Annotated in this window: 23 protein-coding genes and 1 pseudogene; 9 read left to right on the top strand and 15 right to left on the bottom strand. The window is 68.0% G+C overall.

The annotated features are described in order from the left end of the window. Positions 1–414 carry a hypothetical protein gene (locus MKP05_RS12670; protein ID WP_110283440.1) on the top strand — a complete coding sequence of 138 codons (414 nt, stop codon included), beginning with the start codon at positions 1–3 and terminating at the stop codon, positions 412–414. On the opposite strand, the gene MKP05_RS12675 is transcribed toward MKP05_RS12670, so the two are convergent. The 4 genes from MKP05_RS12675 to MKP05_RS12690 form a co-directional block, all read right to left on the bottom strand. Beyond that, on the bottom strand, positions 377–1,453 hold the full coding sequence (locus MKP05_RS12675; RefSeq protein WP_110283439.1) for a Gfo/Idh/MocA family protein: 1,077 nt from the start codon (positions 1,451–1,453) through the stop codon (positions 377–379). The two genes, MKP05_RS12670 and MKP05_RS12675, sit on opposite strands and share 38 nt — an antisense overlap. Further along, positions 1,450–2,229 carry a ThuA domain-containing protein gene (locus tag MKP05_RS12680; protein ID WP_240568601.1) on the bottom strand — a complete coding sequence of 260 codons (780 nt, stop codon included), beginning with the start codon at positions 2,227–2,229 and terminating at the stop codon, positions 1,450–1,452. Before MKP05_RS12680 ends, MKP05_RS12675 begins: the two co-directional genes overlap by 4 nt. 192 nt (positions 2,230–2,421) lie before the next feature. Next, the gene (locus MKP05_RS12685; RefSeq protein WP_240568602.1) at positions 2,422–3,402 is read right to left on the bottom strand and encodes a LacI family DNA-binding transcriptional regulator; all 981 of its coding nucleotides are present in this window, start codon (positions 3,400–3,402) and stop codon (positions 2,422–2,424) included. Positions 3,403–3,521: 119 nt separating this feature from the next. After that, entirely contained in the window at positions 3,522–5,864 is a 2,343-nt protein-coding gene (locus MKP05_RS12690) for a mechanosensitive ion channel family protein (protein ID WP_240568603.1), read from the bottom strand. 253 nt (positions 5,865–6,117) lie between these two features. On the opposite strand from MKP05_RS12690, the gene MKP05_RS12695 reads away from it, so the two are divergent. Both MKP05_RS12695 and MKP05_RS12700 read left to right on the top strand, forming a co-directional pair. Further along, positions 6,118–7,125: an amidoligase family protein gene (locus MKP05_RS12695; RefSeq protein ID WP_240568604.1), complete on the top strand. Its 1,008-nt coding sequence runs from the start codon at positions 6,118–6,120 to the stop codon at positions 7,123–7,125. After that, complete coding sequence (locus MKP05_RS12700) at positions 7,122–7,811, top strand: gamma-glutamyl-gamma-aminobutyrate hydrolase family protein (protein ID WP_110283434.1); 690 nt, start codon at positions 7,122–7,124, stop codon at positions 7,809–7,811. The genes MKP05_RS12695 and MKP05_RS12700 overlap by 4 nt, the downstream gene beginning before the upstream one ends. Positions 7,812–7,863: 52 nt before the next feature. On the opposite strand, the gene MKP05_RS12705 is transcribed toward MKP05_RS12700, so the two are convergent. The 3 genes from MKP05_RS12705 to MKP05_RS12715 all read right to left on the bottom strand — a co-directional run bounded on the left by MKP05_RS12705 (position 7,864) and on the right by MKP05_RS12715 (position 9,486). Then, positions 7,864–8,295 carry an OsmC family protein gene (locus MKP05_RS12705; protein WP_110283433.1) on the bottom strand — a complete coding sequence of 144 codons (432 nt, stop codon included), beginning with the start codon at positions 8,293–8,295 and terminating at the stop codon, positions 7,864–7,866. Positions 8,296–8,340: 45 nt separating this feature from the next. Continuing rightward, positions 8,341–8,841: a thiol peroxidase gene (tpx, locus tag MKP05_RS12710; protein ID WP_110283432.1), complete on the bottom strand. Its 501-nt coding sequence runs from the start codon at positions 8,839–8,841 to the stop codon at positions 8,341–8,343. A gap of 78 nt (positions 8,842–8,919) precedes the next feature. Next, complete coding sequence (locus MKP05_RS12715) at positions 8,920–9,486, bottom strand: DUF1415 domain-containing protein (protein ID WP_240568605.1); 567 nt, start codon at positions 9,484–9,486, stop codon at positions 8,920–8,922. Positions 9,487–9,632: 146 nt separating this feature from the next. Between MKP05_RS12715 and MKP05_RS12720 the strand changes: the two genes are divergently transcribed. Next, positions 9,633–10,523 carry an aldo/keto reductase gene (locus MKP05_RS12720; protein WP_276316609.1) on the top strand — a complete coding sequence of 297 codons (891 nt, stop codon included), beginning with the start codon at positions 9,633–9,635 and terminating at the stop codon, positions 10,521–10,523. Here MKP05_RS12720 and nfi read toward each other — a convergent pair. Then, positions 10,520–11,197, bottom strand: a complete 678-nt coding sequence (nfi, locus tag MKP05_RS12725; RefSeq protein WP_240568651.1) for a deoxyribonuclease V — start codon at positions 11,195–11,197, stop codon at positions 10,520–10,522. The genes MKP05_RS12720 and nfi overlap by 4 nt on opposite strands. An 81-nt stretch (positions 11,198–11,278) precedes the next feature. Between nfi and MKP05_RS12730 the strand changes: the two genes are divergently transcribed. From MKP05_RS12730 to MKP05_RS12745, 4 genes are all read left to right on the top strand, one after another. Beyond that, positions 11,279–12,550, top strand: coding sequence for an exonuclease SbcCD subunit D (locus tag MKP05_RS12730; RefSeq protein WP_240568606.1), 1,272 nt, complete (start codon positions 11,279–11,281; stop codon positions 12,548–12,550). Further along, positions 12,547–15,840: an AAA family ATPase gene (locus MKP05_RS12735; protein WP_240568607.1), complete on the top strand. Its 3,294-nt coding sequence runs from the start codon at positions 12,547–12,549 to the stop codon at positions 15,838–15,840. Before MKP05_RS12730 ends, MKP05_RS12735 begins: the two co-directional genes overlap by 4 nt. A 162-nt stretch (positions 15,841–16,002) precedes the next feature. Continuing rightward, positions 16,003–16,248 carry a type II toxin-antitoxin system CcdA family antitoxin gene (locus MKP05_RS12740; RefSeq protein ID WP_240568608.1) on the top strand — a complete coding sequence of 82 codons (246 nt, stop codon included), beginning with the start codon at positions 16,003–16,005 and terminating at the stop codon, positions 16,246–16,248. Beyond that, complete coding sequence (locus tag MKP05_RS12745; protein ID WP_240568609.1) at positions 16,248–16,565, top strand: CcdB family protein; 318 nt, start codon at positions 16,248–16,250, stop codon at positions 16,563–16,565. Before MKP05_RS12740 ends, MKP05_RS12745 begins: the two co-directional genes overlap by 1 nt. 94 nt (positions 16,566–16,659) lie before the next feature. Here MKP05_RS12745 and MKP05_RS12750 read toward each other — a convergent pair whose 3' ends face one another. The 7 genes and pseudogenes from MKP05_RS12750 to MKP05_RS12775 form a co-directional block, all read right to left on the bottom strand. Continuing rightward, entirely contained in the window at positions 16,660–16,947 is a 288-nt protein-coding gene (locus tag MKP05_RS12750; protein ID WP_240568610.1) for a hypothetical protein, read from the bottom strand. Between the two features lie 10 nt (positions 16,948–16,957). Then, complete coding sequence (locus MKP05_RS12755) at positions 16,958–17,338, bottom strand: hypothetical protein (RefSeq protein ID WP_240568611.1); 381 nt, start codon at positions 17,336–17,338, stop codon at positions 16,958–16,960. 103 nt (positions 17,339–17,441) lie between these two features. After that, the gene (locus MKP05_RS12760; protein ID WP_240568612.1) at positions 17,442–17,837 is read right to left on the bottom strand and encodes a hypothetical protein; all 396 of its coding nucleotides are present in this window, start codon (positions 17,835–17,837) and stop codon (positions 17,442–17,444) included. Between the two features lie 163 nt (positions 17,838–18,000). After that, positions 18,001–18,078: pseudogene (locus MKP05_RS21880) on the bottom strand (hypothetical protein); the annotation flags it as partial. A 73-nt stretch (positions 18,079–18,151) separates the two neighbouring features. Beyond that, entirely contained in the window at positions 18,152–19,258 is a 1,107-nt protein-coding gene (gene fic, locus MKP05_RS12765; protein WP_240568613.1) for a protein adenylyltransferase Fic, read from the bottom strand. 280 nt (positions 19,259–19,538) lie between these two features. Next, complete coding sequence (locus MKP05_RS12770; protein ID WP_110283421.1) at positions 19,539–19,898, bottom strand: DUF1428 domain-containing protein; 360 nt, start codon at positions 19,896–19,898, stop codon at positions 19,539–19,541. Positions 19,899–19,992: 94 nt separating this feature from the next. Beyond that, on the bottom strand, positions 19,993–20,193 hold the full coding sequence (locus MKP05_RS12775) for a hypothetical protein (protein ID WP_240568614.1): 201 nt from the start codon (positions 20,191–20,193) through the stop codon (positions 19,993–19,995). Positions 20,194–20,209: 16 nt separating this feature from the next. Between MKP05_RS12775 and argE the strand changes: the two genes are divergently transcribed. After that, positions 20,210–21,364: an acetylornithine deacetylase gene (argE, locus tag MKP05_RS12780; protein ID WP_240568652.1), complete on the top strand. Its 1,155-nt coding sequence runs from the start codon at positions 20,210–20,212 to the stop codon at positions 21,362–21,364. Positions 21,365–21,439 lie beyond the last annotated feature (75 nt).

Raw genomic sequence — 21,439 nt, forward strand, 5'->3', positions numbered from 1 at the left:
ATGCGCGATCTCTACAAGCGGCTGGGGCTCGACCCACGGGCCGGCGAAGTCGAGATCACCGGCGCCATCGAGCGTTGCGAGCACACCGCGCTCAGGGCGGATGCCCGCACGGTGCTCGAGGTCGGCTCCCGGCGCGAGGAGTACGATGCCCTGCACGTCACCCTGTCGGACATCGGCCGCCTGCGCGCCCGCCTCGGCCTCACCCACGCCCCCTATTGGCGCGACGGTCCGGCCGACGACTTCTCGCTGCCGCCGGATACCCACGGCTCCCGCCACGACGAGCTGATGCAGCGCCTGACCCGTGCCGCCCTGCTGCACAACCGCTGGCAGCGCCTGCGCGGCCCCTGGCTGGCGGCCGCGCTCTTCGCCCTCGGTATCATGCTGGGGATGGGGCTGTGTCGCTGGCTGCCGTAACGGCCACGCTGCGATCCCGCTCGTCGGACAGGAAGCAGGCATCCAGCACCGCCTGCAGTTCCGCCCCTCGCGCGAAGTCGGGCTGGTCGTTGATCCCGGAGCGAATGCCGTCGATGAAGCGCCGATAGTTGCTGGGCGTCGGCGGCGCTGCCACCGAGGTCCAGCGTGCCGCATGGACATCCTCGCCGAAGCAGGTCAGCACGCGATCCTTGGCGTCGTCGAGCACCACGCTGACCGCCCCGCGATCGCCGTAGACGCTGAGCTTCAGGGAGTTATGGTGGCCGGTGGCCCAGCGCGTGGCCTGGATGGTGCCGAGCGCGCCGCCCGCGAACTCGACGCGCATCAGGGCGCTGTCGTTGGCATCGAGCACATAGTCGCCGATGCGGTTGTCGGGCGCCTTGTCGAAGCACTTGAGCTGGCAGTTGACGGCGGCGATGTCGCCCACCGGGAAGCTGGCGAAGTCGAGGATATGCACCCCCACGTCGCCGAGCACGCCCTTGCTGCCATGGGCCTCGGAGAGCCGCCACAGCCACTGGCTGTCCCGGTCCCAGCGGCCCCAGGCGTGGCTGACCAGCCAGCTCTGCAGGTAGCTGGCGTCCACGTGCATCACCCGGCCGATGGCGCCGGAGGCGATCAGCTCGCGGGCATGCTGGATGGCCGGCGCATCGCGGTAGCTGAGATTGATCATGTTGATCACCCCGGCACGGCGCGCCGCCGCGGCCATCTCCCGGGCGTCGGCCTCGTTGGTGGCCAGCGGCTTCTCGCAGAGGATATGCTTGCCGGCGGCGATGGCGGCGAGCGAGGTCGCCTTGTGCACCCCGTCCGGGGTGACGTTGCTCACCGCCTGGATGTCGTCCCGGGCCAGCATGGCGTCGAGGTCGGTATAGGCCTCGGGAATGCCGTGCTGCTCGGCGAAGGCGCGCACCTTGTCGCCGTCCAGGTCGCACACCGCCACCACCTCGACGCCCTCCAGGGCCTTGAAGTGCTTGGCATGCTCGCCGGCCATGCTGCCGGCACCGATGATCGCCAGTCGAATCATTTGAACCCCTCCTCGCCGGGCTTGTGCAGCCCCTCGCCTTTCACTTCCACCGGGTTGGGCGCCTGCTCCGGCGGCACATTGGGGCAGCTGTCGATCCACCGCGAGCCCTCGGGGCGCGCCCACTTCACGGCGTTTCTCAGCACGAGGCGCACCTGATCGTCGTAGTAGATCGGGTAGGTCTCGTGGCCGGGGCTGAAGTAGAAGATCTTGCCGTTGCCGCGTTTGTAGGTGAGCCCCGAGCGGAACACCTCGCCCCCCTCGTAGGCACTGATGAAGATCACCTCGTCGGGGTTGGGCACCGCGAACGGCTCGCCGTACATCTCGGTGTGGGGCAGTTCGAGGTAGTCGCCCAGCCCCTGGACGATGGGATGGCCGGGATTGACCACCCAGAGACGCTCGCGCTCGCCGGCCTCGCGCCACTTCAGCGAGCAGGTGGTGCCCATCAGGCGCTTGAAGATCTTGGAATAGTGGCCGGAGTGCAGCACCAGCAGGCCCATGCCCTGCAGCACCCGCGCCTGGACCCGGTCGACGATCTCGTCGCGCACCTCGCCGTGGGCGGCATGGCCCCACCACAGCAGTACGTCGGTATTCTCCAGCACCTCTTCGGTCAGGCCATGCTCGGGCTCCTGGAGGGTGACCGCGCGGGCCTCGATTTCGGGATCCTCGTTGAGCGCGGCGGCGATGCAGGCGTGCATGCCGTCAGGATAAATCCGCGCTACCACCTCGTTGGTCTGCTCGTGTACGTTCTCCCCCCAGACGGTGACCTTGAGCGTCATCGTGATTCTCCTGTCAGGGATGCCCCTCGGGGCGATGAGTGGATGGCACTGATCAGTGCAAGCAGGGACAAAGTAAACGTTTACCATGAGAGAGTAAACGTTTACCCAAACGACTTTCGTCGCATATCGATACTGTCAGGGGCGGGAGCGACCGCAGGCAGCAAGGCGATAGCCACGACCGGCGGGCGCGAATCAGCCGGTCTGGCGGCGAATCAGCGTCACCGGCAAGTCGATATGCCGGGGCCTGGCACCGGCGATGGCCTCGCCCAGCAAACCCACGGCCTCGACGGCGAGCCGCCCGATATCCTGGCGCACCGTGGTCAGTTGTGCGGCCAGGGTCGGCAGATCGTCGAAGCCGGTCACCGCGACCTGTTCGGGCACACGGATGCCCCGATCCTCCAGCGCCGTCAGGCAGCCGCGCGCGAACTCGTCGTTCTCGCAGACCAGGCCATCGAGTGGTGGTCCCGGCTGCAGGAAGCGACCGAGATAACGATAAGCGGTCAGGGCGGGATCGTAGCTGAAGGGCACGCTGATGAGGGATTCGGGCAATCCGGCTTCCGTGAGGGCCTGCTGGTAGCCCAGCAGACGATGCCGGTCGTCGCCGAGCTCGTTGCCGATAAAGGCGATCCGTCGACGTCCCCCCTCTATCAGGTGGCGGGTGGCCAGGTAGATGCCGTAGCGGTCGTCCGGCGCCACCGAGAAGCCCTCGCCCGGCGGGCCGATGCGCACGAAGGGAATGCGCCGTGAAGCAAGAAAACCGGGGCGCTCGTCCCCCGGGAAGTCGCTCAGCAGGATGGCCGACCCCGCCCGCTCGGGGAGCGTCGGCGTCTGATCGCAGGCGAAGAAGATCGGCACCATGCCCTGCCGATACAGCGCCAGGGTCAGATGTTGGTAGAGCAGGATGTAGTAGGGACGCAGTTCGATGTCCTGCCGCCCCAGGGAGATGCCGACCACCGCACTCTTGCCGCCAATCAGCGCCCGGGCCGCGGCGCTGGGCTGGTAGTGGATGTCGCGGCTGATCTGCAGGATATGCTCACGCAGCGCCTCGCTGATCCCGGGCTTGCCGTTCAGCGCCCGGCTCACCGAGGCGATGGAGACTCCCGCCGCCTTGGCGATCTCGCGAATGGTGGCGCCCTTCCCCGGGCGCTCCGTCTGGGTGTCGTCTCTGCTCATCGCCCCCCCTCCGCCACTGCGGCGGAGTGCGATCCGCCGATATCCCGTGAAACCCGGGCCCGATTGTGCCCAAAGTCGTCGGGACGTGCATCCGGCCGTGGTACCGAATCCCCGCGGAGCTACGCCGGATCCGGCGAACCGCCGCGGGCGCTGGTGTCGCCCTCGGGGTCGGCCACGCCGGCCTCGCCGGGGCGGCGGCCACTGGCGTCGTGGTCGTCCCCATCGGCATCCGAACCGTCCAGGCGCCCACCGCCGCGGCCTTCCATACTGACACTGAGCCGCGGCATGCCGAGGTCGAGCCCCTGCTCTTCCATGCGCTGCTTGAGCAGCAGGTTGAAGGCACGGGCCACGTCCCACTGCATCACCGGTGCGGTTCGCAGCCGCATGCGCAGGAGGGCGCCGCCATCGTCGAAGCTCTCGATCCCCTGCAGCTCCAGCGGCGACCAGATATGGTGGCGCATCATCGGGTCCTGGCGCAGTTCGTCGGCCACTTCCCGCACCAGGGCGATGACATCGTCGACCCTCATGTGGTGGGGCACGCGGACCCGCATCAGGGCGATGCCGAACTGCCGCGACATGTTGTGGATCGAGTCGATGCGGCTGAAGGTGATGATGTGCACGATGCCGTCCAGGTCGCGCAGCCGCACGGTCCGCAGGGTCAGCCCCTCGACGCTGCCCGTGTGGCCGTTGATCTCGACGAAGTCGTCGATGGCCAGGGAGTCCTCGATGAGGATGAAGATGCCGGTGATCAGGTCCTGCACCAGGGCCTGGGCGCCGAAGCCGATGGCCAGGCCGATCACCCCGGCACCGGCCAGCAGCGGGGTGACGTTGACGCCCAGGTTGGCCAGGCCGACGATGGCGGCGATGATCACGATGGTGGCGAAGATCACGTTGCGGATCATCGGCGTGATGGTCTGGGCACGGGCCTGGTTGACCCGCCGGCCGCGGGAGCGCGCCGAGGAGATCAGCGCCCGCTGGATGGCGGTGTCGGCGAAGATCCACGCCAGCCAGGCCAGCAGCACGGTGAAGCCGACACCCAGCAACGCCTGCCCGATGCGGGCACTGGCCACCCCCTGCTGGCCAAGCCCGATCAGCGAACCGCCCCACACCTGCAGCGAGAGCTCGGCGAAGGCGATCCACGCCAGCACATGGGAGAGCGCATAGCCGAAGCGCTCGAGCCGCTTGCGATACTCGCTGACGCGACGTCGGCGCACGGCGCGTTCTGACTGGCGCCGCAACAGCCCGGTCACCACCAGGGTCAGCACCAGCAGCGCCGCGGTGATGATCGAGCGGGCCAGTGCCGTGCCCACATCGCCCACGGTGATGAAGATCGCCACCAGTGACGCCCCCACCATCAGCAGCGCCGGCACGTGCCAGAGCCCGCCCACGACCCGGATCACCTCGGCCGAGCCGCCGCTGTCGCGCCGCTGGGGGTAGGGACGGTTGCGGATCAGGTGCTTGATCGGCCGCTTGAACTTGAGGATGAAGCGTCCGCTGAGCAGCGCCGCCAGCATGTTGGCCAGCACCGACATCAGGCCGGCCAGCTCGTCGCCGAGCAATGCCACCAGCCGCGACGAGTTGAAGGCATCGCCGAGGGCGACCAGCGCACCGATCATGAACAGCCGGCGCAGGCCCTGCTGCTGGAGGATCTGTACGGCGACGAAGCGATGCCCCCGGGTGAACACCGAGATCACCGTCTCCACCACTACCGAGAGGGTGCGCCCGCACAGCGCCACATAGGCCACCACCAGCACCATGGCCCGGCCGGGACTGGCCGGTACCAGCTGGGCGATACCTAGCACCAGGGCGAAGGCCAGCGCCCAAGGCAGCATGCGGCGCAGGAAGTGCGCCGCCAGCAACCCGGCGCGAGGCTCCCGGGGCAGGTCCAGTGGCCAGCCCCGGCGCTTCGCCAGCAATCGACCCAGGGCGATCAGGATCACCAGCAGCCCGACCCAGATGCCCAGCAACACCGCCCCCTCGATCACGAAACGCACCAGCTCGGCATTGCCGGTCTCGACCACCAGCGCACTGAATGCCTGCCAGCCCTGCTCGAGCTGCTCCCCCCAGTGGTCCAGCGGCGAGTCCCCCGCATCGGCCTGCTCGCCCAGGTCGCTGATGGTCTCGGCCAGGGCGCCGAGCAGCCCCTGACGCGACGCCACCCCATCCTGCTCGGTGGCCTCGCCATGGGCCGCCTGCAGGTCGCGCAGGCTGGCCAGCAGGTCGCGGCGGCGTTGCTCATCCTCCAGGGTAGCGATCACCCGCTCCAGGGACTCCTGAAAGGCCTCGGGATCGTGCGTCTCGCCCGACTCCTCGCCCTCCAGCAGCCCGGACAGCCCCAGCTGCTGCGCCTGGACCGGCAGGGCCAGGCAGAGCCCCACCAGCAGCAACCACGCAAGCAGCAGGCGCCCCGCCGGCGCGGAGCATGGGGAAGGTATGGGGCCAGTCGGCGGGCTGGGCAGCATCTCGTCTCCGTCTCGGTCGAGGCAGTCTCCACGGGGGGGCTCTCCTGAATCCCGCGGGCAGTATGCTAGGCTTTGTCCGAAAACTGCCTGCGCTCGCCCATACAGCGTTAAAAATCAGCTTAAAATGCTCATTTACACCCACGTAAACTCCGCTTTTGCGCTGATTTTTGCCTTGTCTGGCCATCGCTCGCCGACTTTTCGGACTAAGCCTAGGCTCCTCAAGAACCCCTCATGTCACGCACAGGATGCCGTCATGACGCCGATACCGCCACCCGAGCCCCGCAATGCCGCAGGCGAGATCCGGCGTGTCGGCGTGGAGATCGAGTTCGCCGGCCTGCCGCCACGGGACACCGCCGAGCTGGTCCGGGGGCTGTTCGGTGGCGAGATCGTGACGGTCAGCGCTCATCGACTCAAGGTCCACCGGACCCGTTGGGGCGACTTCATCATCGAGCTCGATACCCAGTACGCCCATCCCGACGACGAGGTGCTCAACACCGGGCCGAAGGACGACACCGAGTGGGAGCGCCAGCGCCACCAGATGCGTGTCGACTTCCACACCCGCACCCGGGAGCTGATCGGCGACGTGGTCACCGGCCTGGTGCCGACCGAAATCATCTGTCCGCCGGTCCCCTGGGACGAGCTCGACCAGCTCGACGCCCTGTTCGGGGCGCTGCAGGGCCATGGGGCCAAGGGCACCGATGCCAGCCTGCTCTACGGCTTCGGCCTGCACCTCAACCCGGAGGTGCCGAGCCTGGACGTGGCCGCGGTCCTCGCCCACCTGCGCGCCTTCCTGCTGACCGCCGAATGGCTGCGCGAACAGATCGACATCGACATCACCCGGGAAGTGCTGCCCCATGCCAATCCCTTCCCCAAGCCCTATGCGCTCAAGGTGCTCGCCCCGAACTATGCCCCGGACGTCGACACCCTGATCGGCGACTACCTGGAGTACAACCCGACGCGCAACCGCGAGCTGGACATGTTCCCGCTGTTCGCCTGCCTGCGACAGGACTACCCCCACCCCCTGTTCACCCACCGTCTGGTCAAGCCGCGCCCGACCTTTCACTATCGGCTCCCCAATGCCCAGCTCTCCGAGCCCGGCTGGGGCTCGGTGGTGGAGTGGAACCGCTGGGTGGAGGTCGAGAAGCTGGCCGCCGATCCGCAGCGGCTGGCCGAGCGGGCCACCGCCTACGTGATCAAGCACACCCGGTCGCCGATCCTCCGCTTGCTGCAGAAGCTGCGTGGCTGGATGGGGGCAACGTGAGCCGCGACCTCCCGTCCCGCCCACTGATCGGCATCACCACCTCCGACGACAAGAGCCAGATCGCCTGGCGCTTCGACTGGTTCGCGGTGTGGCGCCACGGCGGCCGCCCCCTGCGGCTGTCCCCTTCGCGCCCCTGGCCGGGACACCTCGACGGCCTGATCGTGGGGGGCGGTGATGACATCCAGGCCCACCTCTACGGCGGCGAGGTGCAGCTCGACGTGCGGGTCGATCCCCAGCGCGACGAGCTGGAGCTCGAGCTGCTCGAGCATTTCATCCCCCGGGGCATCCCGGTGCTGGGCATCTGCCGCGGCGCCCAGCTGATCAACGTTCACCAGGGCGGCACCCTGGACCCGGACATCTACACCACCCACGAGGGGCTCAAGCGCCGGCGGACCGTGCTGCCGCGCAAGACCGTGGACATCGTCGGCGACAGCCGGCTGCACCGCGTCCTCGGCGTGAGCTGGTGCCGCATCAACAGCCTCCATCACCAGGCGGTGCAGCGGGCCGGCCACGGCATCGAGATCGTCGCCCGCGACCGCGACGGCCTGGTCCAGGGCATCGAATCACGCGACCACGACTTCCTGATCGGCGTGCAGTGGCACCCGGAGTGGCTGCTCTTCAACCGGCCACAGCAGCGCCTGATCCGCGCCCTGGTCAAGGCCGCCGGCCGTTCCCGCCACCCATGAAAACGGCCACCGCAAGGGTGGCCGTCGGGAAGTTACCGCGAGGTGCGCCGTTTCAGCTCTCGAGGCTCGCCTCCAGGGTGATCTCGGCATTCAGCAGCTTCGACACCGGGCAGCCACCCTTGGCCTTCTCGGCCGCCTCCTCGAAGGCGGCCCGGTCGGCACCGGGCATCCGCACCCGGGTCTCCAGGTGCACGGCGGTGATGCTGAAGCCATCGTCGCCCTGGTCCAGGGACACCGTCGCCCGGGTATCGATGCTCTCGGCCTCCATGCCGGCCTCGCCCAGGATCAGCGACAGCGCCATGGAGTAGCAGCTGGCGTGGGCGGCACCGATCAGCTCCTCGGGATTGGTACCGGCCTCGCCCTCGAAGCGCTGCCTGAAGTCATAGGGCGTTTCCTGCAGCACGCCGCTCTCGGTGGACACCGTGCCCTTGCCGTTCTTCAGACCACCCTGCCAGCGGGCGGATGCCGTCTTCTTGATGCTCATGAATCGCTCTCCTTGTCTAAATCGCACCCAAAGTGTAGACGGCACTCAACCGAGTGCCTTCAGCGCCGCCTCGTAGTCCGGCTCCTGCTTGATCTCCTCGACCAGCTCGCCGTGAATCACCCGGTCCTGCTCGTCGAGCACCACCACCGCCCGGGCGCAGAGGCCGGACATCACGCCGCTGCAGAGATCGACGCCCCAGTCCCGGTGGAACTCGGGGTGGCGGAAGGTGGAAAGCGTCTCCACGTGGTCCAGCCCCTCGGCGCCGCAGAAGCGCTTGGCGGCAAAGGGCAGGTCCGCGGACACCACCAGCACCACGGTATCAGCCATGGTGGAGGCCAGCTCGTTGAACTTGCGCGTCGAGGTGGCGCAGGTGGGGGTGTCGACGCTGGGGATGATGTTGAGCACCTTGCGCTTGCCGGCGTAATCGGCGAGCGTCACGTCGGCCAGCTCGATGTTGGTCAGGGTCAGCGGTGGCGCCGCCTGGCCGACGGCCGGAAAGTCGCCGGCCACGTCCACCGGGACGCCGGCGCGGGTTACCTGTTTCATGCGAACTCCTCGTTCGTGGCGGGATAAGACATGTCAGGGATGCTGCGCCTACAGCCTACCCCAGTCGCCGGCCGCCGGTCAGCCTCGGCGCGTCTCGTCGCGAAGCGCCACCAGGGTCTCGGCAAGCCGGTCCCGGCCCAGCCGGTGCATCTCGGCGATATTGCGCTCGGGGATCTGTGCCGGATCATCGGGGTAGTGGGCCAGCGCCTGCTCCAGGCTCGCCTCGCGCAGCAGGTGCAGCATCGGCCAGGGCGAACGGTTGGTGAAGTTGCCGGGGTCATCCGGCTCAGCATCCTCGAAGCAGTAGTCGGGGTGAAAGCTCGCCAGTTGGTAGATCCCCTCGTAGCCCTGCCGGGTCAGCAGTTTTTCGGCGATGGCCAGCAGGTCGAGGTAGTCATCGAAGTCCTCGACGCCGCGGGTCAGCACCAGCAGGGTGGTCTCGATGCCGGGGGTCTCGTCGAGCCGCTCGCACTCCTCGATGAGCGTCAGCAGGGCGGTCTCCCAGTCGTCGGCGGCCACCTCGGCATAGCGAATGGTGCCGCGGGCGAGCTCGCGGCCGGCGAAGGGGCAGACATCGTGGGCGACCACGAAGGTCTCGACCCAGGTGCGGGTCGTGGCGAGATAGCGGGAATCGGGCGAAGTCATGGCGGGGCTCGGCAGGGGGCGGCCCCCCATGGTCGACCGCCGTCGGCCGGATTGCAAAGCCGCATGCCATGTCGCAGCATGATGGCTCGGCCTTCGAGGTAGGCTGCCCTTCCCGAGGCCCACCAGCGAACCGACAGAGGACCGCCATGGCTGACAGCCCCCTGCCCCGGGTCCGACTCCCGGCCACCGCCGCCCAGCCTGCTTGCGACCTGCCCGCCATCGGTCAGGGCACCTGGTACATGGGCGAGGGCCTGGCCCCGCGGCGCGACGAGGTGCGCGCCCTGCAGCAGGGGCTCGAGCTCGGCCTGACGCTGATCGACACCGCCGAGATGTACGCCGACGGCGGCGCCGAGGAGGTGGTCGGCGAGGCCCTCGCCGGCCGTCGCGACAGCGCCTTCCTGGTCTCCAAGGTCTACCCTTGGAACGCCGGGCGTGACAACGCCATCGCCGCCTGCGAGCGCAGCCTCTCGCGACTCGGGACCGACCACCTGGACCTCTACCTGCTGCACTGGCCCGGCAGCATCCCCCTGGAGGAGACCCTGGAGGCCTTCGAGCGCCTGCGCGAGAGCGGCAAGATCCGCCGCTTCGGCGTCTCCAACTTCGACGTGGACGAGATGGAGGCCCTCGCCGGCGTCCCCGGCGGTGGCGACTGCGCCGTGAACCAGGTGCTCTACCACCTCGGCTCCCGGGGCATCGAGCACTCGCTGCGGCCCTGGCAACGCCGCCACGCCATGCCGCTCATGGCTTACTGCCCGCTGGCCCAGGCCGGCGGCCTGCGCCGCGAGCTGCTCACCCACCCCGAGGTGCTGGACCTGGCCGCGGGGCTCGGCGTGACCCCGGCCCAGCTGCTGCTGGCCTGGGCCATCCGGCCGGTCGAGGGCCGGCGCGACGTCTTCGCCATCCCCAAGGCGGTGCAGCGCGAGCATGTCACGCAGAACGCCGCCGCGCTGGCCATCGAGCTCGACGACGAGGCCCTGGCCCGGCTCGACGCGGCCTTTCCGGCACCCGACCGCAAGCCGCCGCTGGATATCGTCTAAAAGGACCGGGAGGCCAGCCGATCGGCCAGCCGCGTCGGCTCGGGCAGCTTGGTGCACCCCAGGCAGCGCACCACCCAGTCGAGTGCGGTGGCAAGCGAGACCCGGTGCCCCGGCGAGACGAAGACCGGCTTGACGCCGCGGCGCGAACGCAGCACGGCGCCGATGGTCTCGTCGCCGTCCACCAGTGGCGCCCAGTCGCCGCGCTCGGGGCCCGGCTCGGCGTGACACCCGCAGAGCCGCGACTTGGCCACCCCGATGGTCGGCAGGTCGAGCCACAGCCCCAGGTGGGAGGCCACCCCCAGTCGCCGTGGATGGGCGATGCCCTGGCCGTCGACCATCACCAGCTCGGGCCGCACCGCCAGCTTCTCGAAGGCCGCCAGGGCCGCCGGCACCTCGCGAAACGACAGCAGCCCGGGAATGTAGGGCATGCGCGTGGGCTCCCGGTGCACGGCCTCCTCGACCACCTCGAGCCCCGGCACGGCCTTCTCCCCCAGGGCCAGCACCACCACCGCGGCGCGGGTGACCTCGCCGTCCTGCTCGAAGCCGATATCCACCCCGGCGATGTGGCGCACCGGCGCGAGGCGATCCTCGCGCTCCACCCGCGGCGCCAGCCGTGTCTGCAGGGCGATGGCCTCCGGCGGCGCGAGGTCCCAGTCGTGCAATGGTGGCGAAATCATCGCGCATCTCCCTGATCGTCGTCTCCTGTCGCGTTAGACTACGGGCTTTCCACCGTGATGGACCACCGGGAGATGCAGGTGAAGCTGATCCACACCGCCGACTGGCACCTGGGCCAGAGCTTCCATGGCCAGGAGCGCCACGAGGAGCACCGCGCCTTCCTCACCTGGCTGCTCGACACCCTGGCCGAGCGCCAGGCCGATGCCCTGCTGGTCGCCGGCGACCTGTTCGACGTGGTCAACCCCTCGCTGCGGGCCCAGGAGCTGCTCTTCGAGTTCATCGTCAGCGCCCACGAGCGCCTGCCGAGGCTCGACATCGTGCTGATCGCCGGCAACCACGACAGCGGTAACCGCGTCGAGCTGCCCGCCCCGCTGATGCGCCGCCTGCGCACCCACGCCCTGGGCCGGGTCCGCTGGTGCGACGACGGCAGCCTCGATGCTGAGCGGCTGCTGGTGCCGCTCACCGATGCCGAGGGCGAGACCCGTGCCTGGTGCCTGGCGCTGCCCTTCCTGCGCCCGGCGGAGGTGACCGGCAACGGCATCGCCCGCGACATCACCGACGACATCGACGGCGACGGTGGCAATGACTATGTCGCCGGCATCACCCGCGTGCACCGGCAACTGATCGAGGCCGCCCGCCGCCGGCGCGTCCCCGGCCAGGCCCTGGTGGCCATGAGCCACGCCCACCTGCACGGTGCGGCGGTCTCCGAGGCCAGCGAACGGCCCATCGTGATCGGCGGCGAGGAGTCGATCTCCGCCAGCCTCTTCCCCGCCGACATCGCCTATGTGGCGCTGGGCCATCTCCACCGCGCCCAGCGCGTCGGCGAGGCGCGCATCCGCTACAGCGGCAGCCCCCTGCCGCTGGACTTCAGCGAGGTCGACTATCCCCATCAGGTGGTGGAGGCGACCCTCGACGGCGAGGCCCTGGCCGGCGTGGAGCCGATCCTCGTACCCCGCCCGGTGGCCATGCAGCGCCTCGGCCCCGCCCCCCTGGAGGCCATCCTCGCCGAGCTGGAAACCCTCGAGCACGACCCTGCCCTGCCCCGGGAGCGCTGGCCCTGGCTCGAGGTCCGCGTCGAGCTCGACGCCCCGGCCCCCGACCTGCGCGCCCGCGTCGAGGCGGCCCTCGAGGGCAAGGCGGTGCGCCTGCTGCGACTCCAGCGCCGGCTGCCCGAGGTCGCCCGGGATGCCCGGCCCACCCGGGTCAACCTGGAGGACCTGGGGCCGCGACGGCTCTTCGAGCGCACCTGGCAGGGCCGCTGGAGCGAGCCCCCCGGCCCCGAGATCATGGCGGACTTCGACCGCCTGCTGCAGGACGTGCTGGACGACGCGAGCCGGGAGGAGACCCCATGAAGATCCTCGCCCTGCGCCTGACCAACCTGGCCTCGCTGCCCGGCCCGCTGGAGCTCGATTTCACCGCACTGCCGCTGCGCGATGCCGGCCTGTTCGCCATCACCGGCCCCACCGGCGCCGGCAAGAGCACCCTGCTCGACGCCCTCTGCCTGGCCCTCTACGGCAGCACGCCGCGGCTGCGCCAGGCCCCCGGCCGCGATGCCCCGCTGCCGGACGTCGGCGAGGAGACACTGAATACCGCCGACCCGCGCACCCTGCTGCGTCGCGGCACCGCCAGCGGCCATGCCGAGGTCGACTTCCTCGGCCGCGACGGGCGCCGCTACCGGGCCCGCTGGGCGGTGCGCCGGGCCCGCGAGAAGGCCGAGGGCCGCCTGCAGGCGGTGGAGCAGTCGCTGCGCGACCTCGACGACGACCGCCTGCTGACCACCCAGAAACGCGAATTCGACCGCCTGCTGCCCGAGCGCCTGGGCCTGACCTTCGACCAGTTCACCCGAGCCGTGCTGCTGGCCCAGAGCGAGTTCGCCGCCTTCCTCCAGGCCGACGACAACGAGCGCAGCGACCTGCTCGAGCGTCTCACCGGCACCGCCGAATACTCCGCCATTTCCATCGCCGCCTACCGGCGTGCCAACGAGGCGAAAAAGCAGGTTGATGCCCTGGAAGCCCGGCTGGCCGACGATCGGCCCGCCGAGCCCGAGGCCCGTGCCGAGCTCGTGCGTGCCGCCCGCGACAGCGATGCCGCCCTGGCCGCGCTCGACCGGCAAGCCGGGACCCTGACCGTCCGGCGCGATGCCTTCCAGCGCCATCGCCAGCTTCATGACGAACGGGAGGCAGCCCGCTCACGCCATGCCCGGGCCGAACAGGCCTGGCAGGCACTCGCCCCGCACCGCGCGGAGCAGGCCCAGCTCGAGGCCCTGGCCCCCCAGCGCCACCGCTTTGCCCATCGGGAACGACTCGAGGCGGACCGGGCCCGCCTCAACGAGGCCCGGACCGCCACCCGCCACCAGCTGGCCCAGGCCGAGCAGGCACTCGACCGGCATGTCACGACACTGCAGGCCGCCGAGACGGCGCTGGCCCAGGCGATGCGGGACAGCGACCAGGCCCGACCGGCCCTCCAGGCCGCCCGCGGGCAGGCCGCCCGCCTGGCCGGGCTCGACCGGGAGATCGCGCGAAGCGAGGCCGAGCAACGACGCCAGCGTGACGAGACCGACGGCGTGCAGCGGGAGCTGGCCGAGACCCGAGCGGCCAGCCAGCGGCGACGCCGGGAACGCGACGACCTGGAGGCGAAGCTGCAGACGCACCTGGGCGACGACACCGATATCGGCCGCGCGCGGGGGGCCTGGCAGGCCGCCTTCGAGGCCGCCGCCCACCGGCACCTGGCGCTGGAGGCATTGCAGGGTGCCTGGCAGGCCGCGATTCGCGCCCGGGAGCGCCACGCCGCTCTCGAGGAGAGCCGACGCCAGGACCAGGCGACCCGCGAGCGACTGCTGGTGGAGGGACGCGAGGCCGCCATCCGCCTCGAAGGCCTGGAAGCCGAGCAGCGACGCCTGGTCGAAAGCCTCGAGCGGCTGCGCGCCGCCCGCAGCGAGAGCGTGGTCTGGCTACGCGACCGGCTGCGGGAGGGCGAGCCCTGCCCCGTCTGTGGCGGACGCGACCACCCCTGGCGACACCATCCCCCCGAGACGCCGGAAGCCGCCCGGCTCGCTGCCACCGAAGCCGAGGAGGAGCGCCAGCAGCAGGAAGCCGAGACGCGAACCGCCGCCGCCCGGGAACGGCACCACCAACTGCAGGGCGAGTATCGCGCGCTGGACGCCCGACTCCGGCAGCACGAAAAGGATCTCGAGCACGCCGCCCGTGAGCGTGCCGAAGCCGACGACACCCTGGCCGGCCAGGCGCTGGTCACGGAGCTCGAGCCCGTGGCCGAGACCGAACGGTCCGCCTGGCTGACACGAGAGCTGGCGACCGCACGCCAGGCACGCGACCGGGCCCGCGAGGCGCTGCAGACGATCGAGGCCGCCGAGGCGCGCCTGGCGCCACTGCGCGAGGCGCTCCAGCGTGACGAACTCACCCTGGGCAAGCTCGCCACCCGGCAGGAGAGCCTGGAGGAGGCCCAGCGGCGGCTCGCGGCCGAGCTCGCTCCCCAGCGCAAGCAGCGCCAGGCGCTGGCCGAGGAGTTGGCCGAGGTCCTGGGCGAGCACGCCTCGCCGGATGCCTGGCAGGCGGCCCTGGAACAGGCCGTGGAGAACGCCCGGGCGGGACTGGAGGCTGCCCGACGTGACCACCAGGCAGGACAGAGCGAACGGGACCGGCTCGACCAGCAGGCGACCTATCAGCGCCGGCAGGCCGAGACCCTGGCCAACGAACGCGACGAGCTCGTGCGCAGCCTCGATGCCTGGCGTCGCCGGCATCCCAAGCTGGACGACGCCACCCTGGCGCGACTGCTGGCCGTGGACGAGGCCGGGATCGACGCGCGCCGCCAGGAACTCGAGAGCGCCGATCGCGAACGCCACGCCGCCGGGGTCAGCCTCGACGAACGCCAGCGGGCCCTGGTCGCCCACCGTCGAGACGCCTTCCCGGAGATCCCGGCCACCACCCCCGAGGAGGCGATCGAGGCCAAACTGCATGCCCTGAGTCAGCGACTCGACGAGGAGGAGCGCGACCTGGCGCCGCGACGGCAGGCCGCCCGTGACGCCCGCGACGCCGCCATGCACGCCCTGCGCGACGACGACCGCCGGCGCGACCGCCAGCGCGAGGGCCGGGCCGAACTCGACGCCGCCCGGGCCGAGCAGGTGCGCTGGGGGCGGATCAGCGAACTGATCGGCTCCGCCGACGGCAAGGCCTTCCGGCGCATCGCCCAGGCCTACAACCTGGAGCGGCTGCTGGACCAGGCCAACGCCCACCTGGGCGGCCTGACCCGCCGCTACCTCCTGGAACGCGGCGGCAGCCCCCTGGGCCTGCTGGTGGTGGACCGGGACATGGCCGACGAGCGCCGCTCGGTGCACTCGCTCTCCGGCGGCGAGACCTTCCTGGTCTCCCTGGCCCTGGCGCTGGGCCTGGCGTCCATGGCATCGGGAGAGCTCACCATCGAGTCGCTGTTCATCGACGAGGGCTTCGGCAGCCTCGATCCGCAATCCCTGGCGCTGGCCATGGAGGCGCTGGACGGCCTGCAGGCGCTGGGCCGACGCGTGGGGGTGATCTCCCATGTCCAGGAGATGCACGAGCGCATTCCGGTGCAGGTGCACGTGGAGCCGCTGGGCAACGGCACCAGCCGGGCGAGGTTGGTCAGTGTGTGATGGATAACGCCCGCGGCTCTGCATGGGCCGCCGGCGCACCGAGCGTCCTTCGGGTAGGAGCACGGCTACGCCGCGCGATCCATCGCGAAGCGATGGCACACCCCTTGCTCGCCATTGCCGATGCGCATAGGCTGTGCACATAACCTTGGCGAGGCAGTAACCATGCAACAGATCTACGACACCCGAGCCCCCAAGAAGCCGACAAACGTCAGCATCAACAGTGACTTGCTTGAAAAATCCCGGAGCCTGGGCATCAACCTCTCCGCAGCCCTGGAAAGAGCCCTCGCAGAGCAGGTCCGTGCCGAGCAGCGCGCCAAGTGGCAACGGGAGAATGCCGGCCCCATCCAGGCGTACAACCGATTCGTTGAGGAAAACGGAACGTTCAGCGATGGCGCCAGGAAGTTCTGATGGCCCAGTTCTGCGTGTATAAGAACAAGAACCCGGCATCACGCAAGCAGTACCCCTACCTGCTCGACATCCAGAGTGACTTGCTGAGCGAGCTCCGCACCACCGTTGTTGTTCCCCTTTGCTCTCCCAGCCTGGCAGGAGGGATGCAAATCACTCAGCTGAACCCAAGCCTTGACATCAATGGCGAATGTTTCATCGCCATGACACAGGAGCTTGCCTGCATCGACAGGCAACGCCTTGGAGTCATGGTCTGTGACCTCCACCACTACCGAGAGAAGATCATCGCTGCTGTCGATTTCATGATCTCTGGTATATAACGCAGAAGATGCCGGGGAAGAGAAAGTGAATATCTTTTTTTGATGCCCTTTCTTTTCATCGGCTCAATGCTTAACTGAACACCTGCGACTGAAGTCAAAATGGAACCCCGCCCTCATCTTCCATTTCATCTGATTCAAGAGGTGAGTCAAGGTCGAAAATAGAGCCTTCCACTGGCATCAGCTCCCACAGCTCATTCTGATGGAGCCAGACCGGATCAGCATTCTCCTCTATGAACTGATCTACAGGCATACCATCCACGGTTGGCGACCGCTTTATCCTGACTTGCTTGCCATTCATGAAGACCCACTCGTATTTCTTTTTCCGCTCTGCCTTCGCGGCCTTTCTGGCCCTCTTTTGAGCCGGCGTGAGCTTCTTCTTCACCAATTTCTTCTCAACCAAAGCGCTCCCTGAACCCCTGCTTCGCTTCCCCGATGAAGGGAAGCAGCTGGTCCTCGGAGATACGAACAACAGCAATGCCCTGCCTCTCCGCTTCGGCGGCCATGAACGTTGCTGGCTGTTCGCTCGGCACAAAGAGCGTCTTGGGCCACCGCTTCTTATGCGCTTTACCTTGCTTCAACAGACGACGCGATTCCAGCTTGCTTGGCCCTGCACTCCTTGCCGATACCGATGCGGAACTAAGGATGAAACAGCTGGCGGCATCCATGAGCGCAAAGAAATCAAAGTCACCATCTTGCTCCGTGTGGATTGGCCGATCATTCAGCTTGAACGCGACCCACGCTTCGTTGACTTGAAACTGATTTGGATGACACATGTCGTCTCCTGGTGTGGCGCCTGACAACCAAGCTCAGTCGAGCAAGGATAGCGGGGCGTTGTAATGCCCCCCTGATTTCCTTTCTGGCTCATCATATCAGCCTCTAATGGCTGATCTCGTAGATCTCATGGCACTTTCCAACACATCGCACAGGCAATCCAACTCTTCCTGCAATACAGAGTCCCCCACCTCTTGAATTGACCTGCTCAGATCTCCAACTATTACCTCCAGCCAAAACCTGCCGATCACCACTTGGTGGGGAAATGGAGGTACGTCCCCGATTTCCCAAATACTGGCCGGCGCCGGACTTGGTCTCGTTGGCGTTCTTCTCCAGCAGGCCCTCGTAGAGGTCGCCGAGGCCGTCCTTCTGGGCGCTGAACCAGTCGATCCGGTCCAGATCGCTGATCAGCTGCTCCAGGTGGTGCGGCTCGCGCAATCGGGTCTGGGCATCGGTGTAGATGGCGGCGATCAGCCGGTCCTCGCTCTGGGAAAGGTCCACCAGCATCTGGCGGTAGGTAGTAGTTGAGCAGGGTGAGGCCCGAACGGCGCGTCAGATCCGGCCAGCGGTATCCTTCCGGCAGGGCGTGGGTGTTGAGCAGCCCGGCCTGGGTGTTCTCGTACTCCATCTTGATGAACAGCAGCAGCACTAGCTCGGTGACGTAGTCCGAGTAGTTGATGCCGTCGTCGCGCAGCACGTCGCAGAGGTTCCACAGCTTCTGGACGATGTCGTTCTGGGTCATAGGGGGTCCTGTCGGTGGCCGGCCACGCCGGCCTTATTTCAATTTGGCGCCGAAAGTAAAATAAGCGGCGGCACTATTTTAGGTACGGGACGATCTCGTTGCTGTCCTCGGTCATCAGCCTGACCAACTTGGGGTGCACGAAGAGCTTCTCACGCCCGGCACGGATCTCCTTGAGCACGCCGATCTCGCATAACTGCTGCAGATAGCTCGAGGCCGTCTGGCGCCTGGCAATGTCGCGCTCCACCAGGTTATTGATGCGGCAGTAGGGCTGCTCGAAGATCACCTGCACCAGCTCATGACTGTAGACCCGGGGCAGCGCCTGCTGGATGTAGCCCGTGGTCTCCTCGATCAAGGCGCGAGTCGCCGCGATCTTGTCGGTGGTCCAGCGGGCCGTGTATTCCACGGCCTTCAGCATGTACAGCAGCCATTCCTGCCACTGCCCTTCATGCGTCACCGCCAGCAGCAGGCGGTAGTAGTCGGGCTTGTGGAGCACGATGTACCGACTGAGGTAGAGGATCGGCAGCGACAGCAGCTGTTGCTCGATCAGGTAGAGGATGTTCAGCACCCTGCCCGTGCGCCCGTTGCCGTCAGTGAAGGGATGGATCGCCTCGAACTGGTAATGGGCCACGGCCATCTTGATCAGGGGATCGATGCCATCTTCTGCATGCAGGTAGCGCTCCCAGTTGCCCAGCAGCTCTCTCAGGGTGTCCTCTCCCATCGGCGGGGTATAGATCACCTCACCGCTGGCCTGGTTGGCCAGGGTGGTGCCCGGCACCCGGCGAATCTCCATGTCGACTCCCTTGATGGTGCTGCAGATCTCCACCGCCGTGTTGGTGCACAACGGCCGCCTGGCCAATTCGCGATAGCCACGGTTCAGTGCGGTGCGATAGCGCAGCGCCTCCTTGGTGGCCGGATCGGCGTAGGTATCCTCCTGGGCGAACTGGAAGAGCCGGTCGGTGGTGGTGACGATGTTCTCGATCTCGGAACTGTCACGGGCTTCCAGCAGGGGCAACAGGTTGATGAGTAGCCCTTGGTTGGGCAGCAACTCCCCCGCCTGCTTCAGCTCCGCCAGGGCCGCACGAGCCGGAATACAGGCCTTCAGCACCGCCGGCGTCTCGAGCTCCGCAGCCGGGGGCAGCGGCGGCAAGCCATTGTGAGGTTGGTCGGGGCGCCAGCTCATGTTCATTTTTTCCTCAAAAATCGACACGTCACCAGCTTATGTCGATGGCGTCGACATATCCAGAGGACGTGTCGAAAAAATGGCGATCTTTAAACATGTGGCGACGACATGTCGTTGGCATCGACATGTCTCAAGGACGTGTCGAAAAAATCGCGATTCTTGAACATGTCGTGACGATATGTCGATGGCGTGGACATCTCAGCTCGCCTCCCTGAGGGCGTCGTTCAGGGAGGCGAGCACCCACTGCTCGTAGCAGATCAGCGTTAAGTCCGACAGCCTGCTACAGCCGGATACGCTCCATGAACCCGCCCCAGAACAGCCGCTTGCCGTCGAAGGGCAGCTTGGCGTGGTCCAGCATGTCGGCCAGACGGGGGTCGTTCATCACCTGTTCGAGGATGCGATTGCGATCCTCGCAGGAGGCGTAGCGCACCCAGGCGAAGATCACCGTCTCGCCCGGCTCCAGCTTGACGCTCCGGGGAAAGGAGGTGTGCTCGCCCGGCTTGACGTCATCGGCCACGCACTCGACGTACTCCAGGGCCCCGTACTCCTTCCAGATCTCGCCGGCATGGCGCGCCAGGCGCAGGTAGTCATCCAGCCGCTCGAGCGGCACCGGCAGGACGAAGCCATCGACATAGCTCATGGGACTCTCCTCCCTCGACGAGAGGGACAGTCTGCAGAGGGTAACCCTTCATAGCGTGGATCAGGACGGGGCCGCCCTCAAGCGCGGCCGTCGCTCAGCCCAGATGTCGGTCGCACACCGCCATCAGCTCGCGCTTGTCCTCGAAGCCGATGCCCAGCCCGCGGGCCAGGCGCTGTCCATAGGTGATGGGGACCTCGAGCGAGACCAGGGTGTCGGCGAAGAAGCGGTTGTGGGTGGCATGGGCGATGGCCAGACCGTCGGCCGCTCGTGTTAGGCTGACAGCGGACCGATTCACTCAGGACCCTCTCATGATGACCGCCAAGCAGTTGCTCGAGCGACTGGTGGGCTTCCCCACCGTCTCCCGCGACTCCAACCTGGAGCTGATCCACTTCGTGGAAGCCTTTCTCGACGAATACGGTGTCGAGCACTGGCGCATCGAGAACGATGATGGCAGCAAGGCCAACCTGCTGGCCCGCATCGGCCCGGCGGTGGCAGGCGGCGTGGTGCTCTCCGGCCATACCGACGTGGTCCCGGTGGACGGCCAGCCCTGGTCGACGGACCCCTTCATGCTGGTCGACAAGGACGACGGCCGCCTCTACGGGCGCGGCAGCTGCGACATGAAGGGCTTCATCGCCTGCGCCCTGGCCCAGGTACCGAGCTGGGCGAGAATGGAGCTGGAAAAGCCGATCTACCTGGCCCTCTCCTACGATGAGGAGGTCGGCTGCCTCGGCGCCCCGCGCATGATCGAGCGCCTGCTGGCCGATCACCCTCGCCCGGCGGCGGTGATCGTCGGCGAGCCGACGATGATGCAGCCGGTGGTGGCCCACAAGGGCAGCACCAATCTGCGCACCACCGTCACCGGCCGTGCTTCCCACTCCAGCCAGGTCAACCAGGGGGTCTCGGCGATCCATGTCGCTGCACGGCTGGTGACGAGGATCGAGGACGTGATGGCCGAGCTCAGGGCCGAGGGCCGCGTCGATGAAGCCTTCAACGTGGTCCACTCCAGCCTGCACGTGGGCAGGATCAGTGGTGGCACGGCGATCAACATCATGGCCCGGGAGTGCCGCTTCGACTGGGAGATCCGCCACCTGCCCCAGGATCGCTTCGAGGACCTGCTCGGGCGGGTCGATGCCTATGCCCGGGAGCTCGAGGCACGGATGCGCGAACGCGCCCCGGAGGCGAGCATCGTCACCGAACCGCTGACCCGTACCGTGCCGGCGCTGGCCGACGACAACAATGCCGAGGTGCTGGCGCTCTGCTGCGAGCTGCTCGGCGAGCGGCCCGCCGGCGCGGTGGCCTACGCCACCGAGGCCGGCCAGTTCCAGCGCGAAGGGCTGCCCACGGTGATCTGCGGCCCCGGCAGCATCGGCCAGGCCCACCAACCGGATGAATACCTCGAGCTCGAGCAACTCGAGGCGGGCACCCGCTTCATGGAGCAGCTGGGCGCACGACAGCGTCACGGCTGAGCGCCCCTGCTGTCACGGCGATCGCCCCGGTCGCGGGGCGGTCGCCGGACGTTGGTCGGATTGTCAAAATGTTCA

This window comes from Halomonas flagellata, from assembly GCF_022487945.1.
Taxonomy (GTDB): Bacteria; Pseudomonadota; Gammaproteobacteria; order Pseudomonadales; family Halomonadaceae; genus Halomonas; species Halomonas flagellata.